The 19,720-nt window shown below is 70.8% G+C and carries 14 protein-coding genes; 9 read left to right on the plus strand and 5 right to left on the minus strand.

What is annotated here, in order from left to right; translation table 11 throughout:
- Nucleotides 1-161 precede the first annotated feature (161 nt).
- The 4 genes from ITJ66_RS06225 to ITJ66_RS06240 all read left to right on the plus strand — a co-directional run bounded on the left by ITJ66_RS06225 (nucleotide 162) and on the right by ITJ66_RS06240 (nucleotide 2,701).
- Complete coding sequence (locus tag ITJ66_RS06225; RefSeq protein ID WP_137242204.1) at nucleotides 162-524, plus strand: hypothetical protein; 363 nt, start codon at nucleotides 162-164, stop codon at nucleotides 522-524.
- Nucleotides 521-1,354, plus strand: coding sequence for an SDR family NAD(P)-dependent oxidoreductase (locus tag ITJ66_RS06230; RefSeq protein WP_194644036.1), 834 nt, complete (start codon nucleotides 521-523; stop codon nucleotides 1,352-1,354). The genes ITJ66_RS06225 and ITJ66_RS06230 overlap by 4 nt, the downstream gene beginning before the upstream one ends.
- A 71-nt stretch (nucleotides 1,355-1,425) precedes the next feature.
- On the plus strand, nucleotides 1,426-1,599 hold the full coding sequence (locus ITJ66_RS06235) for a hypothetical protein (protein WP_194644038.1): 174 nt from the start codon (nucleotides 1,426-1,428) through the stop codon (nucleotides 1,597-1,599).
- Between the two features lie 112 nt (nucleotides 1,600-1,711).
- Nucleotides 1,712-2,701 (plus strand): SDR family oxidoreductase, encoded by a 990-nt coding sequence (locus ITJ66_RS06240; RefSeq protein ID WP_192018672.1) that lies wholly within the window; start codon nucleotides 1,712-1,714, stop codon nucleotides 2,699-2,701.
- Between the two features lie 86 nt (nucleotides 2,702-2,787).
- Here the strand turns inward: ITJ66_RS06240 and ITJ66_RS06245 are convergent, their stop codons facing one another.
- On the minus strand, nucleotides 2,788-4,392 hold the full coding sequence (locus ITJ66_RS06245) for an AMP-binding protein (protein ID WP_229940514.1): 1,605 nt from the start codon (nucleotides 4,390-4,392) through the stop codon (nucleotides 2,788-2,790).
- 72 nt (nucleotides 4,393-4,464) lie between these two features.
- On the opposite strand from ITJ66_RS06245, the gene ITJ66_RS06250 reads away from it, so the two are divergent.
- Together ITJ66_RS06250 and ITJ66_RS06255 are read left to right on the plus strand one after the other, a co-directional pair.
- The gene (locus tag ITJ66_RS06250) at nucleotides 4,465-5,367 is read left to right on the plus strand and encodes a hypothetical protein (RefSeq protein WP_191940586.1); all 903 of its coding nucleotides are present in this window, start codon (nucleotides 4,465-4,467) and stop codon (nucleotides 5,365-5,367) included.
- Between the two features lie 2 nt (nucleotides 5,368-5,369).
- Nucleotides 5,370-6,062, plus strand: a complete 693-nt coding sequence (locus ITJ66_RS06255) for a TMEM175 family protein (protein ID WP_194644040.1) — start codon at nucleotides 5,370-5,372, stop codon at nucleotides 6,060-6,062.
- Nucleotides 6,063-6,665: 603 nt separating this feature from the next.
- Here ITJ66_RS06255 and ITJ66_RS06260 read toward each other — a convergent pair.
- Complete coding sequence (locus ITJ66_RS06260) at nucleotides 6,666-7,439, minus strand: Fpg/Nei family DNA glycosylase (RefSeq protein ID WP_194644042.1); 774 nt, start codon at nucleotides 7,437-7,439, stop codon at nucleotides 6,666-6,668.
- A gap of 80 nt (nucleotides 7,440-7,519) precedes the next feature.
- Nucleotides 7,520-12,364 carry an ATP-dependent helicase gene (locus tag ITJ66_RS06265; protein WP_194644044.1) on the minus strand — a complete coding sequence of 1,615 codons (4,845 nt, stop codon included), beginning with the start codon at nucleotides 12,362-12,364 and terminating at the stop codon, nucleotides 7,520-7,522.
- 152 nt (nucleotides 12,365-12,516) lie between these two features.
- On the opposite strand from ITJ66_RS06265, the gene ITJ66_RS06270 reads away from it, so the two are divergent.
- On the plus strand, nucleotides 12,517-13,086 hold the full coding sequence (locus ITJ66_RS06270) for an NUDIX hydrolase family protein (protein ID WP_064294286.1): 570 nt from the start codon (nucleotides 12,517-12,519) through the stop codon (nucleotides 13,084-13,086).
- 149 nt (nucleotides 13,087-13,235) lie between these two features.
- Here the strand turns inward: ITJ66_RS06270 and ITJ66_RS06275 are convergent, their stop codons facing one another.
- The gene (locus ITJ66_RS06275) at nucleotides 13,236-13,730 is read right to left on the minus strand and encodes a GNAT family N-acetyltransferase (protein ID WP_085511004.1); all 495 of its coding nucleotides are present in this window, start codon (nucleotides 13,728-13,730) and stop codon (nucleotides 13,236-13,238) included.
- Between the two features lie 109 nt (nucleotides 13,731-13,839).
- A complete protein-coding gene (locus ITJ66_RS06280) occupies nucleotides 13,840-15,423 on the minus strand; it encodes a DEAD/DEAH box helicase (protein WP_194644046.1) in 1,584 nt (527 codons plus the stop codon).
- Nucleotides 15,424-15,901: 478 nt separating this feature from the next.
- On the opposite strand from ITJ66_RS06280, the gene ITJ66_RS06285 reads away from it, so the two are divergent.
- Both ITJ66_RS06285 and ITJ66_RS06290 read left to right on the plus strand, forming a co-directional pair.
- Complete coding sequence (locus tag ITJ66_RS06285) at nucleotides 15,902-17,920, plus strand: glycoside hydrolase family 127 protein (RefSeq protein WP_194644048.1); 2,019 nt, start codon at nucleotides 15,902-15,904, stop codon at nucleotides 17,918-17,920.
- Between the two features lie 78 nt (nucleotides 17,921-17,998).
- Nucleotides 17,999-19,693 carry an ABC transporter substrate-binding protein gene (locus ITJ66_RS06290; protein WP_079705216.1) on the plus strand — a complete coding sequence of 565 codons (1,695 nt, stop codon included), beginning with the start codon at nucleotides 17,999-18,001 and terminating at the stop codon, nucleotides 19,691-19,693.
- The last annotated feature ends 27 nt before the right edge of the window (nucleotides 19,694-19,720 follow it).

Below are 19,720 nucleotides of genomic sequence, written 5' to 3' on the forward strand. Positions count from 1 at the left end.
CAACACCGCGGCCCCCTGAACTGGGCCGCCGCCCGCCCGTCAACCGGCACGACGGCGATCCCTCGGTCGCCTACGATGGGGGCAACGCCCGGTGTGCTCGGGCGTCGCGTCGCCCTGATTCCCGGGTGCGCGAGGACGACCGGCACAAGAGGAGACATCTGGTGGGAAAGCTGATCTACGGGAGTTCATCGCGAGAACTCGAACTCGACGACCGGATGCTCGCGCACGTGAAGTCGATCGCGGTCATGAAGCTGCGGCGCAACGAGTCCTTCACGATCTCCTGGCCGCGCTCGCTCGAGACCGGTGGCGGACGCGTGACGATCTGGGTGCACCCGTCGATCTCGTTGCAGTTCGAGTTCGACCAGGAGGAGCGTCCGGAGCTCAACCGCAGCTGGCTCGAGTCGATGATGCAGGACGCCAACAAGACCGGCGACCTCGCGATCGGCCGTGAGGTCCCCGACATCGCTGAGCGGGCGCGCCCGACCAACGTCAGCGAGCCCCGCCCCCGGAAGTCGTCCGCGTGAGCGACCGGGTGATCGTCCTCACCGGCGCGAGCGACGGCATCGGTGCTGCGGCCGCGAAGGCGTTGACGGACGCGGGCGAGCAGGTCGTGGTGGTCGGGCGGTCACCGGAGAAGACCGCGGCCGTCGCGCGGCGGATCGGGGCCGCCTCGTTCATCTCCGACTTCGCCGAACTGGCGCAGGTGCGGCTCCTCGCCGAACAGCTCCTCGAGCAGTACCCGCGGATTGACGTCCTCGCCAACAACGCCGGCGGCATCTTCGGTGCCGACCGCCAGGTCACGACGGACGGCCATGAGCAGACGTTCCAGATCAACTACCTGGCACCCGCGCTCCTCACCCATCTCCTGCTCGACCGCCTCGTCGAGTCCGAAGCGACGGTGATCAACACCTCGAGTGTCGCCAACCGCCTGTTCGGGAAGCTCGACCTCGACGACCTCGACGCCGAACGGTCTTACTCGCCCACGCGCGCCTACGGCAACGCGAAGCTGGCGCAGATCCTCTTCACGAAGGAGCTCGACCGTCGGTACGGTCCGCGTGGACTGTCCGCGGCGGCGTTCCACCCGGGGGTCATCTCGACGAACTTCTCCAGCGCGCCCGACGGCGCGATGCGGTTCCTCTATGCGAACCCGCTCGGTCGTCGCCTGCTGAACACCCCCGAGGAGGGCGCCGACACACTCTTCTGGTTGGCCGAGAGTCAGCCGGGACTCGACTGGACCTCGGGCGGCTACTTCGTGAAGCGCAAGCCCGCGCGCACGAACAAGCTCGCCGACGACGTCGCTCTCGCCCGCGGGCTCTGGGAACGGACCGAGGAGCTGCTCGCCGAGCACCGCTGAGCGGTCCCGCCGGTTCACCGCAGCGGCTCCCGCGCCACCCGGCCTGGGCGACGGGAGCCTAGGCTGGTGGGATGCGATGGAACGAATGGACGACGGCGCTCGTCGTCGCCGGGGTCCTCGCGCTCGCCGCGCTGCTGATGCTCCTGATCCTCGGACCCGAGGCGCCGGTCGTGTGGGGACTCGTCTCCGGGGTGCTGCTCGCCCTCGTCGTCGGTGCCATGGCGTTCGTCAAGCGCGAGCGCTGACCCAGTCCGGGTAGACCTCTCCCGGTCACTGAGCTTGTCGAAGTGCCAGAAGGGACCTCCCTATCCTGTCCAGGCCTGGGCGAGTCGGTCTCTGGTGCGCGAGGATGGACCAATGACGACGAAGCGCATCCTGTTCATCGGCGGCAGCGGCATCATCTCCTCGGCGTCGGTCGCCAGAGCGGTGTCGCTGGGCCATGACGTCACCGTCCTGAACCGCGGCCTGTCCCACGTCCGTCCCCTCCCCGAGGAGGTCGAGCTCCTCCGCGCGGACGTGCGCGACACCGATGCGGTGACCGAGACGCTCGGCTCGCGTGAGTTCGACGTCGTGGCGCAGTTCACCGCGTTCACGCCACCGCAGGTGCAGGCGGACATCGACCGCTTCGCCGGGCGGATCGGCCAGTACGTGTTCATCAGTTCCGCCTCGGCGTACCAGAAGCCGCCGCAGCGCCTGCCCGTCGTCGAGTCGACGCCGCTCCGGAACCCGTTCTCCCAGTACGCGCGCGACAAGATCTCCTGCGAGGACGTCCTCGTCCACGCCTACCGCGAGCAGGGGTTCCCGGCCACGATCGTGCGCCCGTCGCACACCTACGACCGGACGCTCATCCCGACGATGGGCCGACGCACCGACCTCGACCGCATGCGCGCGGGCAAGCCGGTGGTCGTGCACGGCGACGGGACGACCCGCTGGACCATCACCCACACCGAGGACTTCGCGGTCGGGTTCGTCGGCCTGCTGGGTCGTCGCGACGTGCTCGGGGAGGCCTTCCACATCACGGGCGACCACGCACCGAGCTGGAACGACATCACCCGGTGGATCGCGGAGGCGGCCGGCGTGGAGGCCGACATCGTGCACGTGCCGTCCGACGTCATCGCGGAGGTCCACCCACCGCTCGGGCCGACGCTCCTCGGCGACAAGGCGTTCCCGATGGTCTTCGACAACACCCGCATCCGCAGTCTCGTCCCGGAGTTCCGGCCCACCATCCCGTTCTGGGACGGCGCGGCGGAGATGGTCGCGTTCCACGACGCGAACCCGCACTGGCAGCCGGCCGAGCCGGAGCTCGACGCGGCCTTCGACCGGATGGTCGCCGCCGTCGGTCACTGAGCTGCCCTCGATCCTGACCGGCCTTCGGTCCCTGAGCTGCGCCGCACTGAGCCTGTCGAAGTGTCGAAGGGCGCCCTTCGACCGGCTCAGGAACCGGTGGGGGCGGCCTCCGCGGCCCGGAGGTCCTTCCGGAGGATCTTCCCCGACGCCGACTTCGGGATGGCGTCGACGAACGCCACGCGCCGGATCTTCTTGTGCGGGGCGACCCGCTCAGTGACCCACGCCATGAGCGCCTCGGCGGTGACGTCCTGGCCCGCTTGCAGGACCACGAACGCCTTCGGCACCTCCTGGCCCTCATCGTCGAGCACCCCGATGACGGCGGCGTCGGCGATCGCCGGGTGGCCGAGCAGCAGCGCTTCGAGTTCCGCCGGCGCCACCTGGTAGCCGTGGTACTTGATGAGCTCCTTCAACCGCTCGATGATGCGCACGGTGCCGTCACCGCGGACGGTCGCGATGTCGCCGGTGTGGAGGAAGCCGTCGGCCTCGAGGGTCTCGCGAGTGGCCTCCTCGTTGCCGAGGTACCCGAGCATGACGTTCGGCCCCGCGCAGAGCAGCTCGCCCGCTGCGCTCTCCTCGTCCGAGCCCTCGGCCGGGTAGTCCACCTCGGCGCCGGTCTCGGGATCGACGATCCGGCACTGCATGTTCGGCAGCGTCGTGCCGACGCTGTCGAGGGACGCCCCCTCGGCCTGGAACGCGATCGCGTGACTGACCGGGCTGAGTTCGGTCATGCCGTAGCCCTGTCGCATCCGACAGCCCAGACGCTCCTCGACCGCCCGCCCGAGCGTCGCGTCCAGGGGCGCGGCACCGGAGAAGATTGTGTGGACGCTCGAGAGGTCGAACTCGTCGACGAGCGGGTGCTTCGCCAGCGCCACCGCGATCGGCGGGGCGATGAACACGTAGCTGCAGCGGAAGTCCTGGATGATCCGGAGGAACTCAGCCAGGTCGAACCGCGGCATGGTCACGAGCGAGGCGCGCCGCGACAGCGCGAGGTTGAGCAGCACCGTCATGCCGTAGATGTGGAAGAACGGCAGGACCGCGAGGATCCGGTCGTCGGCGACCATGCCGAGCTGCGGGATCGACTGCTGCACGTTGGCGACGAGGTTCCGGTGCGAGAGCATCACGCCCTTCGGCCGACCCGTCGTGCCGGAGGAGTAGGGCAGCACCGCCACGTGCGTGGCCGGATCGAACGAGACGTCCGGCGCGGGGAGGCGGCGCATGAGGAGGTCGCTCAGCGACGCGTGCCCCTCCGCGCCGTCGAGGACGACGACGCGGTCGGAGGGGATGCCGCAGGCGCTCGCCGCAGCCCAGGCCTGGGGGAGCAGCGGGGAGACGGTGAACAGCATCGTCGCGCCGGCGTCGCGCAGCTGCGCCTCGATCTCCTCGGCGTTGTAGAGGCCGTTCACCGTCGTCGCCGTCGCGCCCGCGCGCAGGATGCCGTGGAACACGGTGGCGAAGGCGGGGACGTTCGGCGCGTGGAGGGCCACCACGTCGCCGACCCCGATGCCGGCCGCCGCGAGGGCGCCGGCCAGGGCGTTGATCTGGCCGATGAGCTGTCGATAGCTCGTCTCGGCGCCGGTCGTGCCGTCGCGGAGGGCGATGCGGTCGAGGTCGCTCGGGGCGATGCCGCCGAACAGGGTGTCGTAGACGCTCAGGTCGGGGATCTCGACGTCGGGATGCGGGCTGATGAACACGAGTGATCTCCTTCGAACACCGGTGATGGTGGAGTGAGTCTATCCACGCCGGGTGCTCGTTAGGCTGAACCCGTGAACGCGTCCCGCCCCATCCTCGGTCTCCTGCTCGACGTCGACGGCCCCATCGCCAGTCCGATCACCCGGACGATCAACCTCCCCAGCATCGCGCAGGACCTCGCGACGCTCGCGAACGCCGGGGTCCCGATCGCCTTCAACACCGGACGGAGCGACGCGTTCCTCCGCGAGGTGGTCGTCCCACCGCTCCTGGCTGCCGGGCTCGCGGACGACGTCCGGCTCTACGGCATCTGCGAGAAGGGCGCCGTGTGGTTCGGGTTCTCGGCGGCCGGGGTTGACGAGCTGAGCCTCGATCAGGACGTCGCGATGCCGGAGGGCTACGGCGACGTCATCGAGCGCCTCGTCGACGAACGGTACGCCGAGACGGTGTTCTTCGACCACACCAAGCGCGCGATGGTCTCGGTCGAGCAGCACGTCGAGGTGCCGGCAGCGGACTACGCGGTCGTGCGGAAGCACTTCGACGACGACGCCCGGGCCGAGCTCGCCCGTCGCGGGTTCGGGGTCGAGCACGCCCCAGGCCGCTACCCGGACGACGCCGGCCTCGTGCAGTACCGCATCGACCCGACGATCATCTCCACCGACATCGAGTCGGTCCGGCTCGGCAAGGACCTCGGCGCCGAGCGCGCGCTCGAACTCCTCGAGGCCGACGGCGGTGCGCTCCCGCTCGCCTGGCGCACGGTCGGCGACTCCCGGAGCGACTACGCGATGGCCGACTGGTTGTTCGAGCACGGGTACGAGGTCGCGCACGTCGACGTCCGCCCCGCCGACGGCGTCCCCGAGAAGCCGTACCCGGTGCTGACCCACCCGACGCTCATCCACGACGAGGCGGGTGCGGCCTTCCTGGCCCGCTGGGTCGCCATGGTGCAGGGGACCGCGACCGACGACGCCGACGTGAGCTGACGATGGCCGGCGAGGATGGGCGTCCGACGGGCCGCCGTCGACCCGGTCCGACGACGGAGCGAGGGCTCGACCGCGTCGTCAACTTCAGCGACGCCGTCGTCGCGATCGCGATCACGCTCATCATCCTGCCGCTCGTCGACCTCGCGCAGGAGGACGACGGCGGCCCGGTGGCCGTGTTCCTCGGCGACAACTGGACCGGGCTCGCCGCAGCGGCTCTGAGCTTCGTCGTCATCGCCAACTTCTGGCGCGACCACCACCGCCTGTTCGAGCGCACCGCCAAGTACTCGACGCGGCTCGTGACCTTGAACTTCCTCTGGCTCGCCGGGATCGTGTTCCTGCCGCTCCCGACGGTGCTCCTCTTCGACGGGACGGGTGACGACCGCGGCGCCCCCACGCTCTACATCGCGACGATGCTCGTGTCGATGGTCGCGGTGCGACTCCAGCAGGTGGTCGTCGAGCGGGACGGGCTGCTCAGCGACGAGGCGGCAGCCGCGCCACGCCAACCATGGGTGCTCGTGTGGTTCCCGATCGGCCTGATGGTGCTCGCCGGGATCCTGGCCGCGACGGTGCCGGGGCTCGGCGCCCAGGCGCTCTACCTCCTGCTGCTGTCGCTCCCGATCGGGTGGATCAGTGGCCGGCGGCACCGGGACGCCCCTTCGACAAGCTCAGGGACCGGGGAACCTTCCGGTCTCTGAGCCTGTCGAAGGGTGGGGTGCGTCGGGTGGTGCTGCACTTCGACAGGCTCAGTGACCGATGATGATGGCTCTCGGAGACCGGTGGTGGTGGCTCGGGGACCGGGGACCCTTCGGTCCGTGAGCGTGTTTCGGTCCCTGAGCTTGTCGAAGGGTGGGGTGCGTCGGGCGGGGCTGCACTTCGACAGGCTCAGTGACCGATGATGATGGCTCTCGGAGACCGATGATGATGGCTCTCGGAGACCGGTGATGATGGCTCTCGGAGACCGGTGACCTGCTGGTTCGTGAACATATTCCGGTCCCTGAGCTTGTCGAAGGGTGGGGCGAGTCGGGTGGTGCTGCACTTCGACAGGCTCAGTGACCGATGATGATGGCTCTCGGAGACCGGTGGTGGTGGCTCGGGGACCGGGGACCCTTCGGTCCGTGAGCGTGTTCCGGTCCCTGAGCTTGTCGAAGGGTGGGGTGCGTCGGGTGGGGTTGCACTTCGACAGGCTCAGTGACCGGTGGTGGTGGGCTCGGTGACCGGTGGTGGTGGGCTCGGTGACCGGTGGTGGTGGGCTCGGTGACCGGGGATGGTGCCTCAGGGACCGGCAGCTTGCAGTCGGGTCAGGTCTGGCAGTGGGGACACCAGTAGGTGTCACGGAGGGCGGTCGGGTCGGCGCCGAGCTTGCCGCGCTGGATCCGGGTGCCGCACCGCAGGCAGCGCTGGCCGTCGCGTGAGTACACCCACGTCTTCCGGCCGGGCCGAGTGTCGCCCGTCGTGACCCGGTTGCGGCGGTCGCGATTGGCGTTGATGAGCCGGTAGCCGAGGCGGACAGCGCCCGGTAGGTCGACCTCGGTGGTGGGCCTCGTCGGGAGGACGCCACGGATGAAGCACAGCTCGTTGACGTACTCGTTGCCGAGCCCCGCGAGGTTGCGCTGGTCGAGCAGCGCGACATGGATCTCGCGGCCGTCGGCCTCGAGGTTGTGGATGGCGCGCTCCTCGTCCCAGTCCGGACCGAGGAGGTCGGGACCGAGCCAGCCGAAGCGCTCCTCGTCCTCGCTGGAGGGGAACACCTCGACGAGGCCGAGTTCGAACCCGACCGTCACCCAGTGCTGCGTCGACACGATCGCGCGGGCCTTCCAAGCCGGCCGCCGCCAGTGCTCGCCCGGCTGGTAGACGTGCCACAACCCCTCCATCTTGAGGTGCGTGTGGAGCGTGTGGTCGCCGATGTGGTGCAGGAGGTGCTTGCCGCGCGGGATGACGTCGTGGACGACGTCGCCCCGGAGGTCGACGGTCGCGAAGGCGGGCACCCGCAGGTCGAAGCCGGTCACGACCTCACCGGCGAGCGCCTGCCGCAACCGGTGCGCGGCTTGGAAGACCGTGTCACCCTCTGGCATGAACCGCTCCGTCCGTTCCGGCTACGGTGCCACCGGCACGGTGTCCGGCGCAACCCGTGGCGGGACGGCCGTGCGCCGGTTCACCCACGCCGGAGCCGCAATCCACGTGGCGTCTCGACGAATCCGGCGTCGCGCAGGGCGTGTCCGGTCGGGGTGCCGAGCACGAAGGCACCGTTGACCTGCTCGATGCCGAGCTTCTCGATGCGACCGGCCCGCACCGTCGCCGCCAGGGAACGCGCCCCGGCGCGGAGCTGGTCGTCCTCCTCCGAGAACACGAGCGCCGTCTTGCCACCGCGTTCCAGGTAGTAGACCGGTGCTCCATCGACGAGGACGACGAGCGCACCCGCCTTCCGTCCTGGCCGGTGCTTCACCCCGGTGACCTCCTGGCCCGGCCACCCGAGGGCCGCGCCGTAGGGGTTCGCCGGGTCGGTCGCGGCGAGCGTGACGGCGTCGAGCGGTGGTTCGTCGTCGGTCCGGATGAACCCGCGCAGGCGGTCGACGGTGCCGGAGGAAGCGAACTGCGCCCCGCCGAGGCGCTCCACGAAGTACCCGCGACGGCAGCGGCCGTTCTCCTCGAACTGCTTCAGCACGCGGTAGGCGAGGGCGAAGCCGCCCGTCACGCCTTCCGCGACGACGGAGCCGCGCGTCACGACGCCGTAGCGCTCGAGCAGGGTCTCGCCCGTGGCGACGGCACGGATGGTGGCGTCCTGCTCGGCCAGCGGCAGGATCGACCACCGGCCGCCGAGGGTCTGGCTCGCGCGCGTCGACATCGAGGGACGTTGCAGGTTGCGCCCGCGGTACAGCTTCGAGCGCGGGGTCTGCCGTTGCACCCGGTGCGCCGAGTTCCCCGAGCCGGAACCGACGAGCGTGCGGAGCGGTGAGAAGGTGTCGTTGGTGACGAGCCCGGCCCACACGAGCTCCCAGAGGGCGTCGACGAGGAGCTTGTCGTCCGTCGACCCGACCGACTCCGCGAGCTGCCGGAAGAAGTACGCGCCGCCCCCTCCGAGTGTCGCGAGCAGTTCGGTCTGCAGGGCGTCGGGGGTGTGCGGCGTCGGAGCCAGCGGCAGCGTGAGGGGTGCCGTGTCGGCGAGGTGGAGCGCGACCCAGCCGTCGTTGCCGGGGATCGAACCGCTGCCCGACCACACGACCTCGCCCGTGGCGGTGAGCTCGTCGAGCATCGCGGGACTGTAGTCGGCGACGCGCGAGGGCAGGATCAGCGACTCCCAGGCCGACGCCGGGATGGGCGCGCCGGCGAGCTGGTCGATGACCGTCGCGACGCCGTCGACGCCGCGGAGGGTCCCGCCGAGGTGCTGCCACACCGGCAGGAACCGGGCGAACGCCTGTTGCTCGACCGGCTCGACCTCGTGCCGCAGGGCTGCGAGCGAACGGATGCGGAGCTTGCGCAACACGCCGGCGTCGCACCACTCCGTCGCATCGGTGGGGCTGCGGTCGGCGTCGTCGTCCTCGCCCACCTGCTGCCGGCCTGCGGGGAGGAACTCACCCTTGACCACGCGGCCGGCGTCGGCCAGCCGGGCGAGCGTGTGCTGGACAACCGCGGTCCCGAGACCGAAGCGCCTGGCCGTCTGTCCGGTGGTGAACGGCCCGTGCGTGCGCGCGTGGCGGGCGAGGAGGTCGCCCAACGGATCGGCGACCGGCTCGGTGAACGCGACCGGTACGCCGATGGGCAGCGGGGTGCCGAGCGCGTCGCGGAGTCGGCCTGCGTCCTCGATCGCGGCGAAGCGCTCCTCGCCGGCGATCGGGACGCGGATGACGCGCTTCGAGCGTTCGAGTTCGGCGACGGCGGCCGCCGAGCGAGCCGGATCGGGGGACCAGCCTTGCGGGTCGTCGCCGCGACTCGCCTCGCCGTCGGCGGAGACGGTGACGCCGTCGAAGGTCGTCCGGGCCGCGATCTCGTCGATGGTGAGCGGGCCGAGCATTCGCAGCGCGTCTGCGACGCCCTCGATCCCCTTGAGTCGTCGCTCGGGGTCGAGACGCTGCAGCTCGAGCGCGGTCTGCTCGATGACGCCCGGGTCGAGGAGTTCGCGGAGTTCGACACGGCCGAGGAGCTCGCCGAGCATGGTGCTGTCGACCGCGAGCGCCGCGGCCCGGCGCTCGGCCAACGGGCTGTCGCCCTCGTACATGAACGCGCCGACGTAGCCGAACAGGAGCGAACGGGCGTACGGCGAGGGCTGATCGGTCGTGGTCTCGACGATGCGGATCGCGCGCGACTGCAGCTCGCGCGCGAGGTGGTCGAGGGCCGGGAGGTCGTAGACGTCCTGCAGACACTCGCGGAGCGTCTCGAGGATGATCGGGAACGTCGGGTACTGCTTCGCGACCTCGAGGAGCTGCGCCGACCGCTGGCGCTGCTGCCAGAGGGGCGAGCGTTTCTGCGGCGAGTAGTTTGGGAGCAGGAGGGCACGGGCGGCGCACTCGCGGAACCGCGAGGCGAACAATGCCGAGCCGCCGACCTCCTGCGTGACGAGGGCGTCGAGCTCCTCCGGTTCGAAGACGAAGAGTTCCGCTCCCGGCGGCTCGCTCTCGGTGTCGGGTAGGCGGACGATGATGCCGTCGTCGCTCGCCACCGCCGAGCCGTCGACCCCCAGCCGCTCCTGCACCCGGGCGCCGACCGCGAGCGCCCAGGGGGCGTGCACACGGAGTCCGTAGGGGGAGTGGAGGATGACCCGCCAGTCGCCGAGTTCGTCGCGTGAACGTTCGACGACGAGGGTCGTGTCGTTCGGGACGACGCCCGTCGCCTCGCGCTGCTCGCGGACGTAGGCGACGAGGTTGCTGATGGCCCGCTCGTCGAGGCCGGCCGCTTCGAGACGTGGGGTGGAGCCCGTTCCGGTGGTGTCGAGCTCGCGCACGAAGGCGCCGATGGCGCGACCGAGCTCGGCCGGGCGACCGATGCCGTCGCCCTTCCAGAACGGCAGTCGCCCCGGCTGGCCGAACGCCGGCGTCACGAGCACGCGGTCGTGGGTGATCTCCTGGATGCGCCAGCTCGTGGCGCCGAGGGCGAAGACGTCGCCGACGCGGGACTCGTAGACCATCTCCTCGTCGAGCTCGCCGACTCGCGCGCCGGCGCCCGACTCGCCGACCATGAACACGCCGAAGAGCCCGCGGTCGGGGATGGTGCCGCCGCTCGTGACGGCGAGGCGCTGGGCTCCCGGCCGACCGGTCAGGACCCCGGCGTCGCGATCCCAGACGATCCGCGGGCGCAGTTCGGCGAAGGCGTCGGAAGGGTAGCGCCCGGCCAGGAGGTCGAGCGTCGCCTCGAAGGCCGAGCGGGGCAGGGAGGCGAACGGGGCACTGCGCTTGACCGTCTCGAACCAGTCCTCCACGCCGAGTTCGTCGAGCGCGACCGCAGCGACCGTCTGCTGCGCGAGGATGTCGAGCGGGTTCGAGGGGACCTCGATCGCCTCGATGAGCCCGGCCTCCATCCGCTCGGTCGCGACCGTGGTGCTGATGAGGTCGGCGCGGTGCTTCGGGAACAGGACGCCGCGGGAGACCTCGCCCACCTGGTGGCCGGCGCGGCCGACCCGCTGCAGGCCGCTCGCGACGCTCGGCGGGGACTCCACCTGGATGACGAGGTCGACCTCGCCCATGTCGATGCCGAGCTCGAGGCTCGAGGTCGCGACCACGCAGCGCAGGCGTCCGGACTTGAGGTCCTCCTCGATGCCCGCGCGCTGCTCCTTGGAGACGGATCCGTGGTGGGCGCGTGCGAGGAGGGGGATGTCGTCGTCGCTCTCCTCGGTTGCCGGCCGGGCGGCTGCGGCCGCGACGCTCGTCGAGCCTCGGGTCTGGCCGCTCTGGGCCATGAGCTGCGCCGGTGGACGCCCGGCACCGGGGGTCGTGAGGGTGGCGTCGCTGAGTCGGGCCTCGTTGATCTCGTTGAGCCGGGCCGTGAGCCGCTCCGCCAGCCGACGGGAGTTGGCGAACACGATGGTGGAGCGGTGCGCGAGCACGCGGTCGACGATCGCCTCCTCGACGTGCGGCCAGATGCTGCCGACGCGGTCTTCGCCGCCGCCGTCGCTGTTCGGGGTGTACCCGGTGAACCCGCCACCGCTGCCGTCGTCGTCGGCCTCGCCGGGTGTCCGCATGCCGGCGTCGGGGTCGGTCATGTCGTCGACCGGGACGACCACGTGCAGGTCGAAGGTCTTCGCGGCCGGCGGGGCCACGATCTCGACCGGTGCGCGGCCTCCGAGGAACCGCGCGACCTCCTCGGCGGGGCGCACCGTGGCGGAGAGCCCGATGCGCTGCACGGGCTTCTCGAGCATGGCGTCGAGCCGCTCGAGCGACACCGCGAGGTGCGCGCCGCGCTTCGTCGAGGCGACGGCGTGGATCTCGTCGATGATGACGGTGTCGACCGTGCGGAGGGTTTCCCGCGCCGCGCTCGTGAGCATGAGGAAGAGTGACTCGGGGGTGGTGATGAGGATGTCCGGTGGCTCTTTGGCCATCGCCCGGCGGTCGGCGGACGGGGTGTCGCCCGAGCGGACGCCGACACTGATGGTGGGTGGCTCGGTGCCGAGGCGGCGTGCCGCCTGGGCGATGCCGACGAGCGGGGTGCGGAGGTTGCGCTCGACGTCGACGCCGAGGGCCTTCAGCGGCGAGATGTAGAGGACACGGGTGCCGCGGGAGCGCTCACGTTGGGCGGCGGCGGCCTCCGCTTCGTCGGCCTCGAGCCCGGTGAGCGGGACGCCGGTGCGCGGCCGGACGGCGTGCTCGGCGATGGCCTCGGAGAGCAGGCGGTCGATCGACCAGAGGAACGCTGACAGGGTCTTGCCCGAACCGGTCGGCGCGACGACGAGGGCGTTGGCGCCGCGGGAGATCGCGTCCCAGGCACCCGCCTGCGCCGGCGTGGGCGCGACGAACGCCCCCTCGAACCAGTCGCGCGTCGCGGGGGAGAAGCGCTCGAGCACCTCGGTCATGGGTTCCATCATCCTGCACCCCACCGACACCGCGACCGGCGTCGCGCGCGGCCGCGTGGCCCCGTATGATCCCGCCGCGGGTCGGGCGCGGTGTCCGGTCGAACCGCCGCCCACCTGGATCGCCGCTCGGCTCCATACGGTATGAAGGAGCTATGAGCGTTCGCACCCCTGATCCCAACCCGGAACCCGATCTCCCCGGCAATTCCAATCCGGGCTGGCTGTCGGACGTCGAACTCGAGGAGATCCGCCGCCGGCTCCCGCTGCTGTACGTGGAGGCCGTGCCGGTCCGCGTCGACGGCTTCGGCGTCGTCACCGAGGTGGGCGTCCTGCTCCGGGCCACCGCGCTCGGCGAGATGACGCGCACGCTCGTCTCCGGTCGCGTCATGTACGGCGAGACGATCCGCGACGCGCTCTTCCGTCACCTGGAGAAGGACCTCGGTCCGATGGCGTTCCCGCTGCTCCCTGCGTCGCCCGTGCCGTTCCAGGTGGCCGAGTACTTCCCGTTGCCGGGCCTGTCGCCGTACTCCGACGACCGGCAGCACGCCGTCGCGCTGGCGTACGTCGTCCCGGTGACCGGCACCTGCGAACCCCGCCAGGACGCGCTCGAACTCACGTGGATGACGCCCGAGGCGGCGTCCTCCGACGCCATCGCCGCCGAGATGGAGGGCGGCCGAGGCACGCTCCTCCGCGCGGCCCTCGCCTCCGTCGGCCGGCTGCGCTAGCCCTTCGACAGGCTCAGGGACCGGGGGAGCGGCTCAGGGACCGGGGCAAGGACCGGCCCTTCGACAGGCTCAGGGACCGGGGAGCGGCTCACGGACCGGGGGAGCGGCTCGGGGACCGGCCCTTCGGCAGGCTCAGGGACCGGGGCGCGTCAGCGGGTGTAGCGGACCTCGTCGATCATCTCGCCGAGGAACGGCTCGGTCTTGGCTCCACCGTCGAGGACGAACCCGTTGCGCTGGTAGAAGCGGTGCGCGCGCGGGTTGTCCGCGGCGACCCACAGGAACGAGGGCTGACCGTCGGGGATGGCGGCGTCGAACAGCTGCTGACCGATCCCGGTGCCGTGCCACGCGTCCAGCAGGTAGATGAAGTACAGCTCGCGCTCGCGGGGTGCGTCCTCCTCGCGGGCCGGACCCGAACCGGAGAACCCGACGATCTCGCCGTCGACGAGGGCCGCGAAGTGCGTGTACTCGGGGCCCTGTGCGGCCCAGTGGGTCCAGAGTTCGGCCATGCGACGCGGCGACAGCTTCGCGAGCGTCGCAGCGCTGATGAGGTGGTCGTAGGTCTCGTGCCAGGACGTGGCGTGGACGCGTCCCAGGGACTCGGCATCGACGTCGCGGACGGGGCGGACGACTGCGTTGACGTTCATGGTGGAACCGTATCCCGAGCGCCCCCGTCTCGCGAAATCGAGCGGGTCCGCGAACGGCGAAGCGCCGCCCACCCTGCGGTGGACGGCGCTTCGTTCGAGCGGTTCGCTGCTAGTTGCCGCTGGACGCGCGACGGTTGGTCCGGGGGCGCGAGGACTCGGCGGGAGCGCCCGAGTTCGCAGCGTAGCCGGTGCTGTAATGCGTGCGGCTGCCACCGGTGGCGGCACCGGCACCTGCACGGGCACCGCCCGAGCGACCGGCGCCGGAGCGCTGTCCGCCCTGACCACCGTTGCCGCCGGCGGGACGACCGCCACGACGACCGCCGCCGCCCTGGCCGCCCTCGCGAGGAGCGCTGTCGCGGCTCGCGCCGGCACGGGCGCCGTCGCGGTCGCGGTGACCGTTGCCGAGGCCGTTGCCGTCGCGGGCAGCGCGCTTGCGCTGCGCGTTGGCACCCTGCGAGCGACCACCGCCACCCTGCTGCTGCACGGCCGCACGCGGCGCGGGCTTCACGTAGGCGGCGACGTCGCCGATGAGCTCGAGGACCGCCGGGGAGGTCGCGGTGACCGCCTGCGGGGTGACGTTGATCTCGGCCTTGCGGAGGAGCTTCTTGAGGTCCTCCATCTGGCCGGGGATCGCGAGGGTGACGACGTCACCGGCGCTGCCAGCACGAGCCGTGCGGCCCGAGCGGTGCAGGTACGCCTTGTGCTCGGTCGGCGGGTCGACGTGGATGACGAGTTCGACGTCGTCCACGTGCACACCGCGGGCGGCGACGTCGGTGGCGACGAGGACCTTGGCGGTCCCGGCGCTGAAGGCCGCGAGGTTGCGGTCGCGGGCCACCTGCGAGAGGTTGCCGTGCAGGTCGACCGCGGGGATGCCGGAGTCGGTGAGCTGCTTCGCGAGCTTCTTGGCGTGGTGCTTCGTGCGCATGAAGAGGATGCGACGGCCGCTACCCGAGGCGAGGGCCTGGATGAGGTCCTTCTTCGACTCGACCGAGGGGGTCGTGAAGACGTGGTGCGTCATCGCGGCGACGGGCGAGTTCGCCTCGTCGACGGAGTGGAGCACCTCGTTCTGCAGGAACTTGCGGACGAGCTTGTCCACGCCGTTGTCGAGCGTCGCGGAGAAGAGCAGACGCTGCCCGCCGCGAGGCGTCTTGTCGAGGATGCGCGTGACGACCGGCAGGAAGCCGAGGTCGGCCATGTGGTCGGCCTCGTCGAGGACGGTGATCTCCACGGCGTCGAGGTTCACGAAGCCCTGCTTCATGAGGTCCTCGAGGCGGCCCGGGCAGGCGATGACGATGTCGACGCCGGCGCGGAGCGCCTCTTCCTGACGCTTCTGCGAGACGCCGCCGAAGATCGTGGTGGTCTTCAGCGAGTAGGCGTCGGCCAGCGGCTGCATGACCGCGGCGATCTGGGTGGCGAGCTCGCGCGTCGGTGCGAGGACGAGTCCGAGCGGGCGACCCGGGCGGCGCTTGCCACCGGCGAGGGCGCCGCCGAGACGGGCGACCATCGGGATGCTGAAGGCGAGGGTCTTGCCGGAGCCGGTCTTGCCGCGGCCGAGGACGTCGCGTCCGCCGAGGGTGTCGGGGAGCGTGTCGATCTGGATGGGGAACGCGCTCGTCTTGCCGTCCTTCGCGAGGGAGGCGACGAGTGGTGCCGGGACGCCGAGGGCGTCGAAGGTGATGGTTGCTTCGGTCATGGGTGTGTGTCTCTTTCAGGCACGGCCACGAGCTTCGATGACGGCTGCCGGCGCACTCGTGTGCGGTAGCGGGCACTGCCGGGATGACCACGCACGTGATGACTCACGTGGGTGGTACGGCGTGCTTCCGTCGGCGTCGTCGCTGGTGGGAGGTGGCGAAGGCGCAGGTCGCGCATCCGTTCGCCGTATGAAGTGTCATCGACCCTGGCATGCACCGCTGGGTGCCGCGCAGGGGAGAGAGGGAGCGTTCTACGACGCAAGCGAGTACCGCACCGGAGGGTGCGATCGCACGCAAGTTCCTCCAGCGTAGCGCATCCGGCGAGGAGTCTGCTGGGAGTGGCGCGTTACGGCTGTGTTTCCATCTCCTGGAATCGGTCGTCGGCGCTTGACAGTCCGCTGGAACAGGTGAGTAATGTGTCACCCACCACAAACCCGGATCCGTGTACTGTGTCACACGGTACAGAAAGGCCTGTCGCCCATGAGCTTCGACGAAGACGCCCGAGCAGCGAGCACCGCGGTGCACGCGGGAGGCCGGTACGCCGCCGTCGCACCGATCGCAGGAGTCCGCATCCCGCTGGGCGCCGGACAGGTCGCGCTGGGAGACGGCGAACTCGGTGCGTGGCAGCGTCGGAACCGGGACGCCACCGTCCCGCACTCGATCGAGCAGCTCCGCCTGGCCGGCAACCTCGACAACCTCGCCCGGATCGCCGACCCGGGGGACGGCACGTCACGCTTCCGCGGACGCTACCCGTTCCTCGACACGGACGTCTTCAAGACCCTCGAAGGCCTCGCCTACCTGCTCGCCGAGGACGAGGTCGTCGGGGCGGCACCCGGCGACGTCCGCGACTTCTACGAGGAGGCCGTCGGCGTCATCGAAGCCGCGCAGCGCGACGACGGCTACCTCAACTCCTACTTCCAGGCTCCGGAGATCGAGAAGGAACCCTGGGAGGACCTCGCCTGGGGCCACGAGCTGTACAACCTCGGGCACCTCATCCAGGCGGCGGTCGCCGCGAAGCGTCGTCTCGGCGACGACCGTCTGCTGCACGTCGCACGGGCCTTCGCCGACCTCGCCGTCGAACGGTTCGGACCGGACGGCGACCCGCAGGTGTGCGGGCACCCCGAGGTCGAGATGGCCCTGGTGGAGCTCTTTCGCGAGACCGGCGAGCCGTCCTACCTCGAGCTCGCGAGCGCGTTCATCGACCGACGCGGCCACGGCACGGTCGAGCTCCGGGTCTTCCCCGCCGAGTACTTCCAGGACTCGGCCCCACTGCGCGACCTCGACTCCGTGACCGGACACGCCGTCCGCATGGCGTACCTGGCAGCCGGAGCGACCGACGTCGCCCTCGAACGCGGCGACCAGGAGCTGCTCGCGTCGCTGCAGCGGCTCTGGGACGACATGGTGGAGACGAAGCTCTACCTCACGGGCGGCCTCGGGAGTCGACACTCCGACGAGGCGATCGGCGACCGCTACGAGTTGCCGTCCGAACGCTCCTACAGCGAGACGTGTGCCGCGATCGCCGTGATGCAGTGGGGCTGGCGCCTGTACCTCGCGACCGGGTCGGCGGCCGTCCTCGACACCGTCGAGACCGTCCTCTACAACGCCTACGCCGCCGGGCTCTCCGCGGACGGCATGGCCTTCTTCTACGACAACCCACTGCAGCGTCGCCCTGACCACCTCCAGCGGTCGGGGGCGGAGGCGGACGGTGAACTCCTCAGGCGGAGCTGGTTCGGCTGCCCGTGCTGCCCGCCGAACATCGTGCGCTGGACCGCGGAGCTGCAGGATCACCTCGCGACGTCGACCCCCGCCGGTGTCGAAGTCGCCCACCTCACCGCGGCGTCGATCACGACCGAGCGACTCTCCGTCACCGTCGACACCGCGTATCCGTGGGACGGAGCGGTCACCGTGACGGTGGACACCGCCGCCGACGACGAGGTCGAGCTCGCCATCCGCATCCCCGCGTGGGTCGTCGGTGGCTCCATCCGCGTGGGCGGATCGACCGCGCCGCTCGAACCCGTCGACGGGTGGATCCGTGTCCGGCGGTGGTGGCGTGCCGGCGACACCGTGGAACTCGACCTCCCGATGCCCGTCCGGGCGCACGGTGCGCACCCCTCCGTCGACGCCCTCCGCGGCTCGATCGCCTTCGTCCGCGGACCGATCGTCTCCTGCGCCGAGCAGCAGGACACGACGGCGGACCTCGACCTCCTGCGGTTCTCCGGAGCCGACGCGGATCGCGCGGTCGTCGAGCACCGTCGGATCCTGGACCGGGAGGGGATCGACGCCGTCGCGCTCCTCGTCCCGGCGGTGATCGACGCCCCCGCTCCGGCCGTGCTCTACCCGGTCCTCTCCGGTGCGCCCGAGGCCGAGCCGGCCGCGGCACCGCTCGCCGACACCGAGACGACGGCCTCGGTGACGCAGACCACCGCGACCCTCATCCCCTACGCCCTCTGGGGCAACCGCGAACCGGGTGCCATGCGCGTCTGGTTCCGCGCCCGCTGACCTCCTCCCGCCCCTCGACCCCGCTCCACCCTCTCCACCCGCGGGCGACCCGCCCGATCGACACGAAAGCAGAGCGTCATGAAGCAACGATTCTCCATCCCCGCCCTCGCGGCGGCGGCCGTCCTCCTCCTCGCGGGGTGTACCTCCGCGGGTTCGGGCTCGGGAGGTGACGGCCCGTCCAGCACCCCGGTGAAGGGCGGCACCGTCGACGTCCTCCTCAACGCGGACTTCTCGCACCTCGACCCGGTCCAGGGCTTCGACGGCGGCGTGAACAACTTCTACCGCCTCATCTACCGCACGTTGACGACGCAGTCCACGGGCGAGGGCGCCAAGGGCACCGAGATGGTCCCCGACCTCGCGACCGACCTCGGCACGGTGAGCGACGACGGCCTCCAGTGGACGTTCACGCTCAAGGACGACCTCAAGTTCGAGGACGGCACGCCGATCACGAGCAAGGACGTCAAGTTCGGCGTCGAGCGCTCCTTCGACCCGGCCATCGCCGTCGGATCGCCCTACGCCCGCCTGACGATCGCCGGGACGGACTCGTACGAGGGCCCGTACATCACGGGTGACCTGCCGTCCATCCAGACGCCGGACGACCAGACCATCGTCTTCACGCTCAAGGAGCCGTTCGCCGACTTCGCGAGCGTCGTCGGGCAGAACAGCTTCACGCCCTTCCCCGCCGACACCGAGCGGGTGACGACGACGAGCCTCGACAAGATGCCGATCGCCTCCGGCCCCTACAAGGTCGACAGCTACGAGCGCGGTTCGCAGCTGAAGCTCGTCCGCAACGACTCGTGGGACCCGAAGACGGACGACGTCCGCAAGGCCTACCCGGACGGCTTCGACTTCACCTTCGGCCTCGACGCCTCGACCATCGACGAGCGCATGATCGCCGGCCAGGGTGACGACGCGAACGCGATCGCCGGGTCCGTCCAGGCGGCCTCCATCTCCCGGATCCAGACGCCGGCACTCAAGGCACGGACCATCGCCGGCCTCCAGGGCTGCACCACGTACATGGGCCTGAACACGACCAAGCCGAACATGGACAACCCGCTGGTCCGCCAGGCCATCGCCTACGCCATCGACCGCGAGTCGGTGAAGGACGCCTCGGGCGGATCGCAGCTCGCGGACATCGCGACCACCATGCTGCCGCCCACCGTCGCCGGTCACACCGAGTTCGACCTCTACCCGAGCAAGGACAACGCAGGCGACCCGGAGAAGGCCAAGGAACTCCTCGCCGAGGCGGGCCTCCCCGACGGCTTCTCCTTCACGCTCGACATCCGCAGCCAGCCCAAGATGCAGGCGCAGGCCGAGGCGGTGCAGCAGGCGCTCGCGAAGGCCGGCATCACGGTGAACTTCAACCTCATCGACACCTCGACCTACTACGAGGTCATCGGCACGACGTCGCAGCAGAACGACGCCGCCATCACCGGCTGGTGCCCGGACTGGGCCTCGGGCTCGACCTTCCTGCCGCCGCTCTTCGACGGTTCGCAGATCTTCCCGAAGGGCAACTCGAACATCGCGCAGCTGAACGACCCCGCCGTCAACGAGCGCATCGCCGAGATCCGCGCGATGACCGACACCGACGAGGCCAACGCCGCCTGGGGCGCGCTCGACGAGCAGATCCAGAAGCTCGTGCCGACGGTGCCGCTGCTGTTCGAGAAGACGGTCATGGTCGTCGGAGCCAACGTCGCCGGTGCGTACTCGCACGCCGGGTACTCCGGTGGCATCGACTACGTCTCCGTCGGCCTGTCCTCGGCCGGCAAGTAGTCGGAAAGCCGGTAGCCGCAGATGTCG

Source organism: Plantibacter sp. VKM Ac-2885 (assembly GCF_015351205.1).
Lineage (GTDB): Bacteria > Actinomycetota > Actinomycetes > Actinomycetales > Microbacteriaceae > Plantibacter > Plantibacter auratus.

Bases quoted from the DNA above. Each gene is read 5' to 3' on its own strand.
- ITJ66_RS06235 (WP_194644038.1), top strand. From the start codon at position 1,426: ATGCGATGGAACGAATGGACGACGGCGCTCGTCGTCGCCGGGGTCCTC.
- ITJ66_RS06240 (WP_192018672.1), top strand. From the start codon at position 1,712: ATGACGACGAAGCGCATCCTGTTCATCGGCGGCAGCGGCATCATCTCC.
- ITJ66_RS06255 (WP_194644040.1), top strand. From the start codon at position 5,370: ATGGCCGGCGAGGATGGGCGTCCGACGGGCCGCCGTCGACCCGGTCCG.
- ITJ66_RS06260 (WP_194644042.1), bottom strand. From the start codon at position 7,439: ATGCCAGAGGGTGACACGGTCTTCCAAGCCGCGCACCGGTTGCGGCAG.
- ITJ66_RS06265 (WP_194644044.1), bottom strand. From the start codon at position 12,364: ATGACCGAGGTGCTCGAGCGCTTCTCCCCCGCGACGCGCGACTGGTTC.
- ITJ66_RS06270 (WP_064294286.1), top strand. From the start codon at position 12,517: ATGAGCGTTCGCACCCCTGATCCCAACCCGGAACCCGATCTCCCCGGC.
- ITJ66_RS06275 (WP_085511004.1), bottom strand. From the start codon at position 13,730: ATGAACGTCAACGCAGTCGTCCGCCCCGTCCGCGACGTCGATGCCGAG.
- ITJ66_RS06280 (WP_194644046.1), bottom strand. From the start codon at position 15,423: ATGACCGAAGCAACCATCACCTTCGACGCCCTCGGCGTCCCGGCACCA.
- ITJ66_RS06285 (WP_194644048.1), top strand. From the start codon at position 15,902: ATGAGCTTCGACGAAGACGCCCGAGCAGCGAGCACCGCGGTGCACGCG.
- ITJ66_RS06290 (WP_079705216.1), top strand. From the start codon at position 17,999: ATGAAGCAACGATTCTCCATCCCCGCCCTCGCGGCGGCGGCCGTCCTC.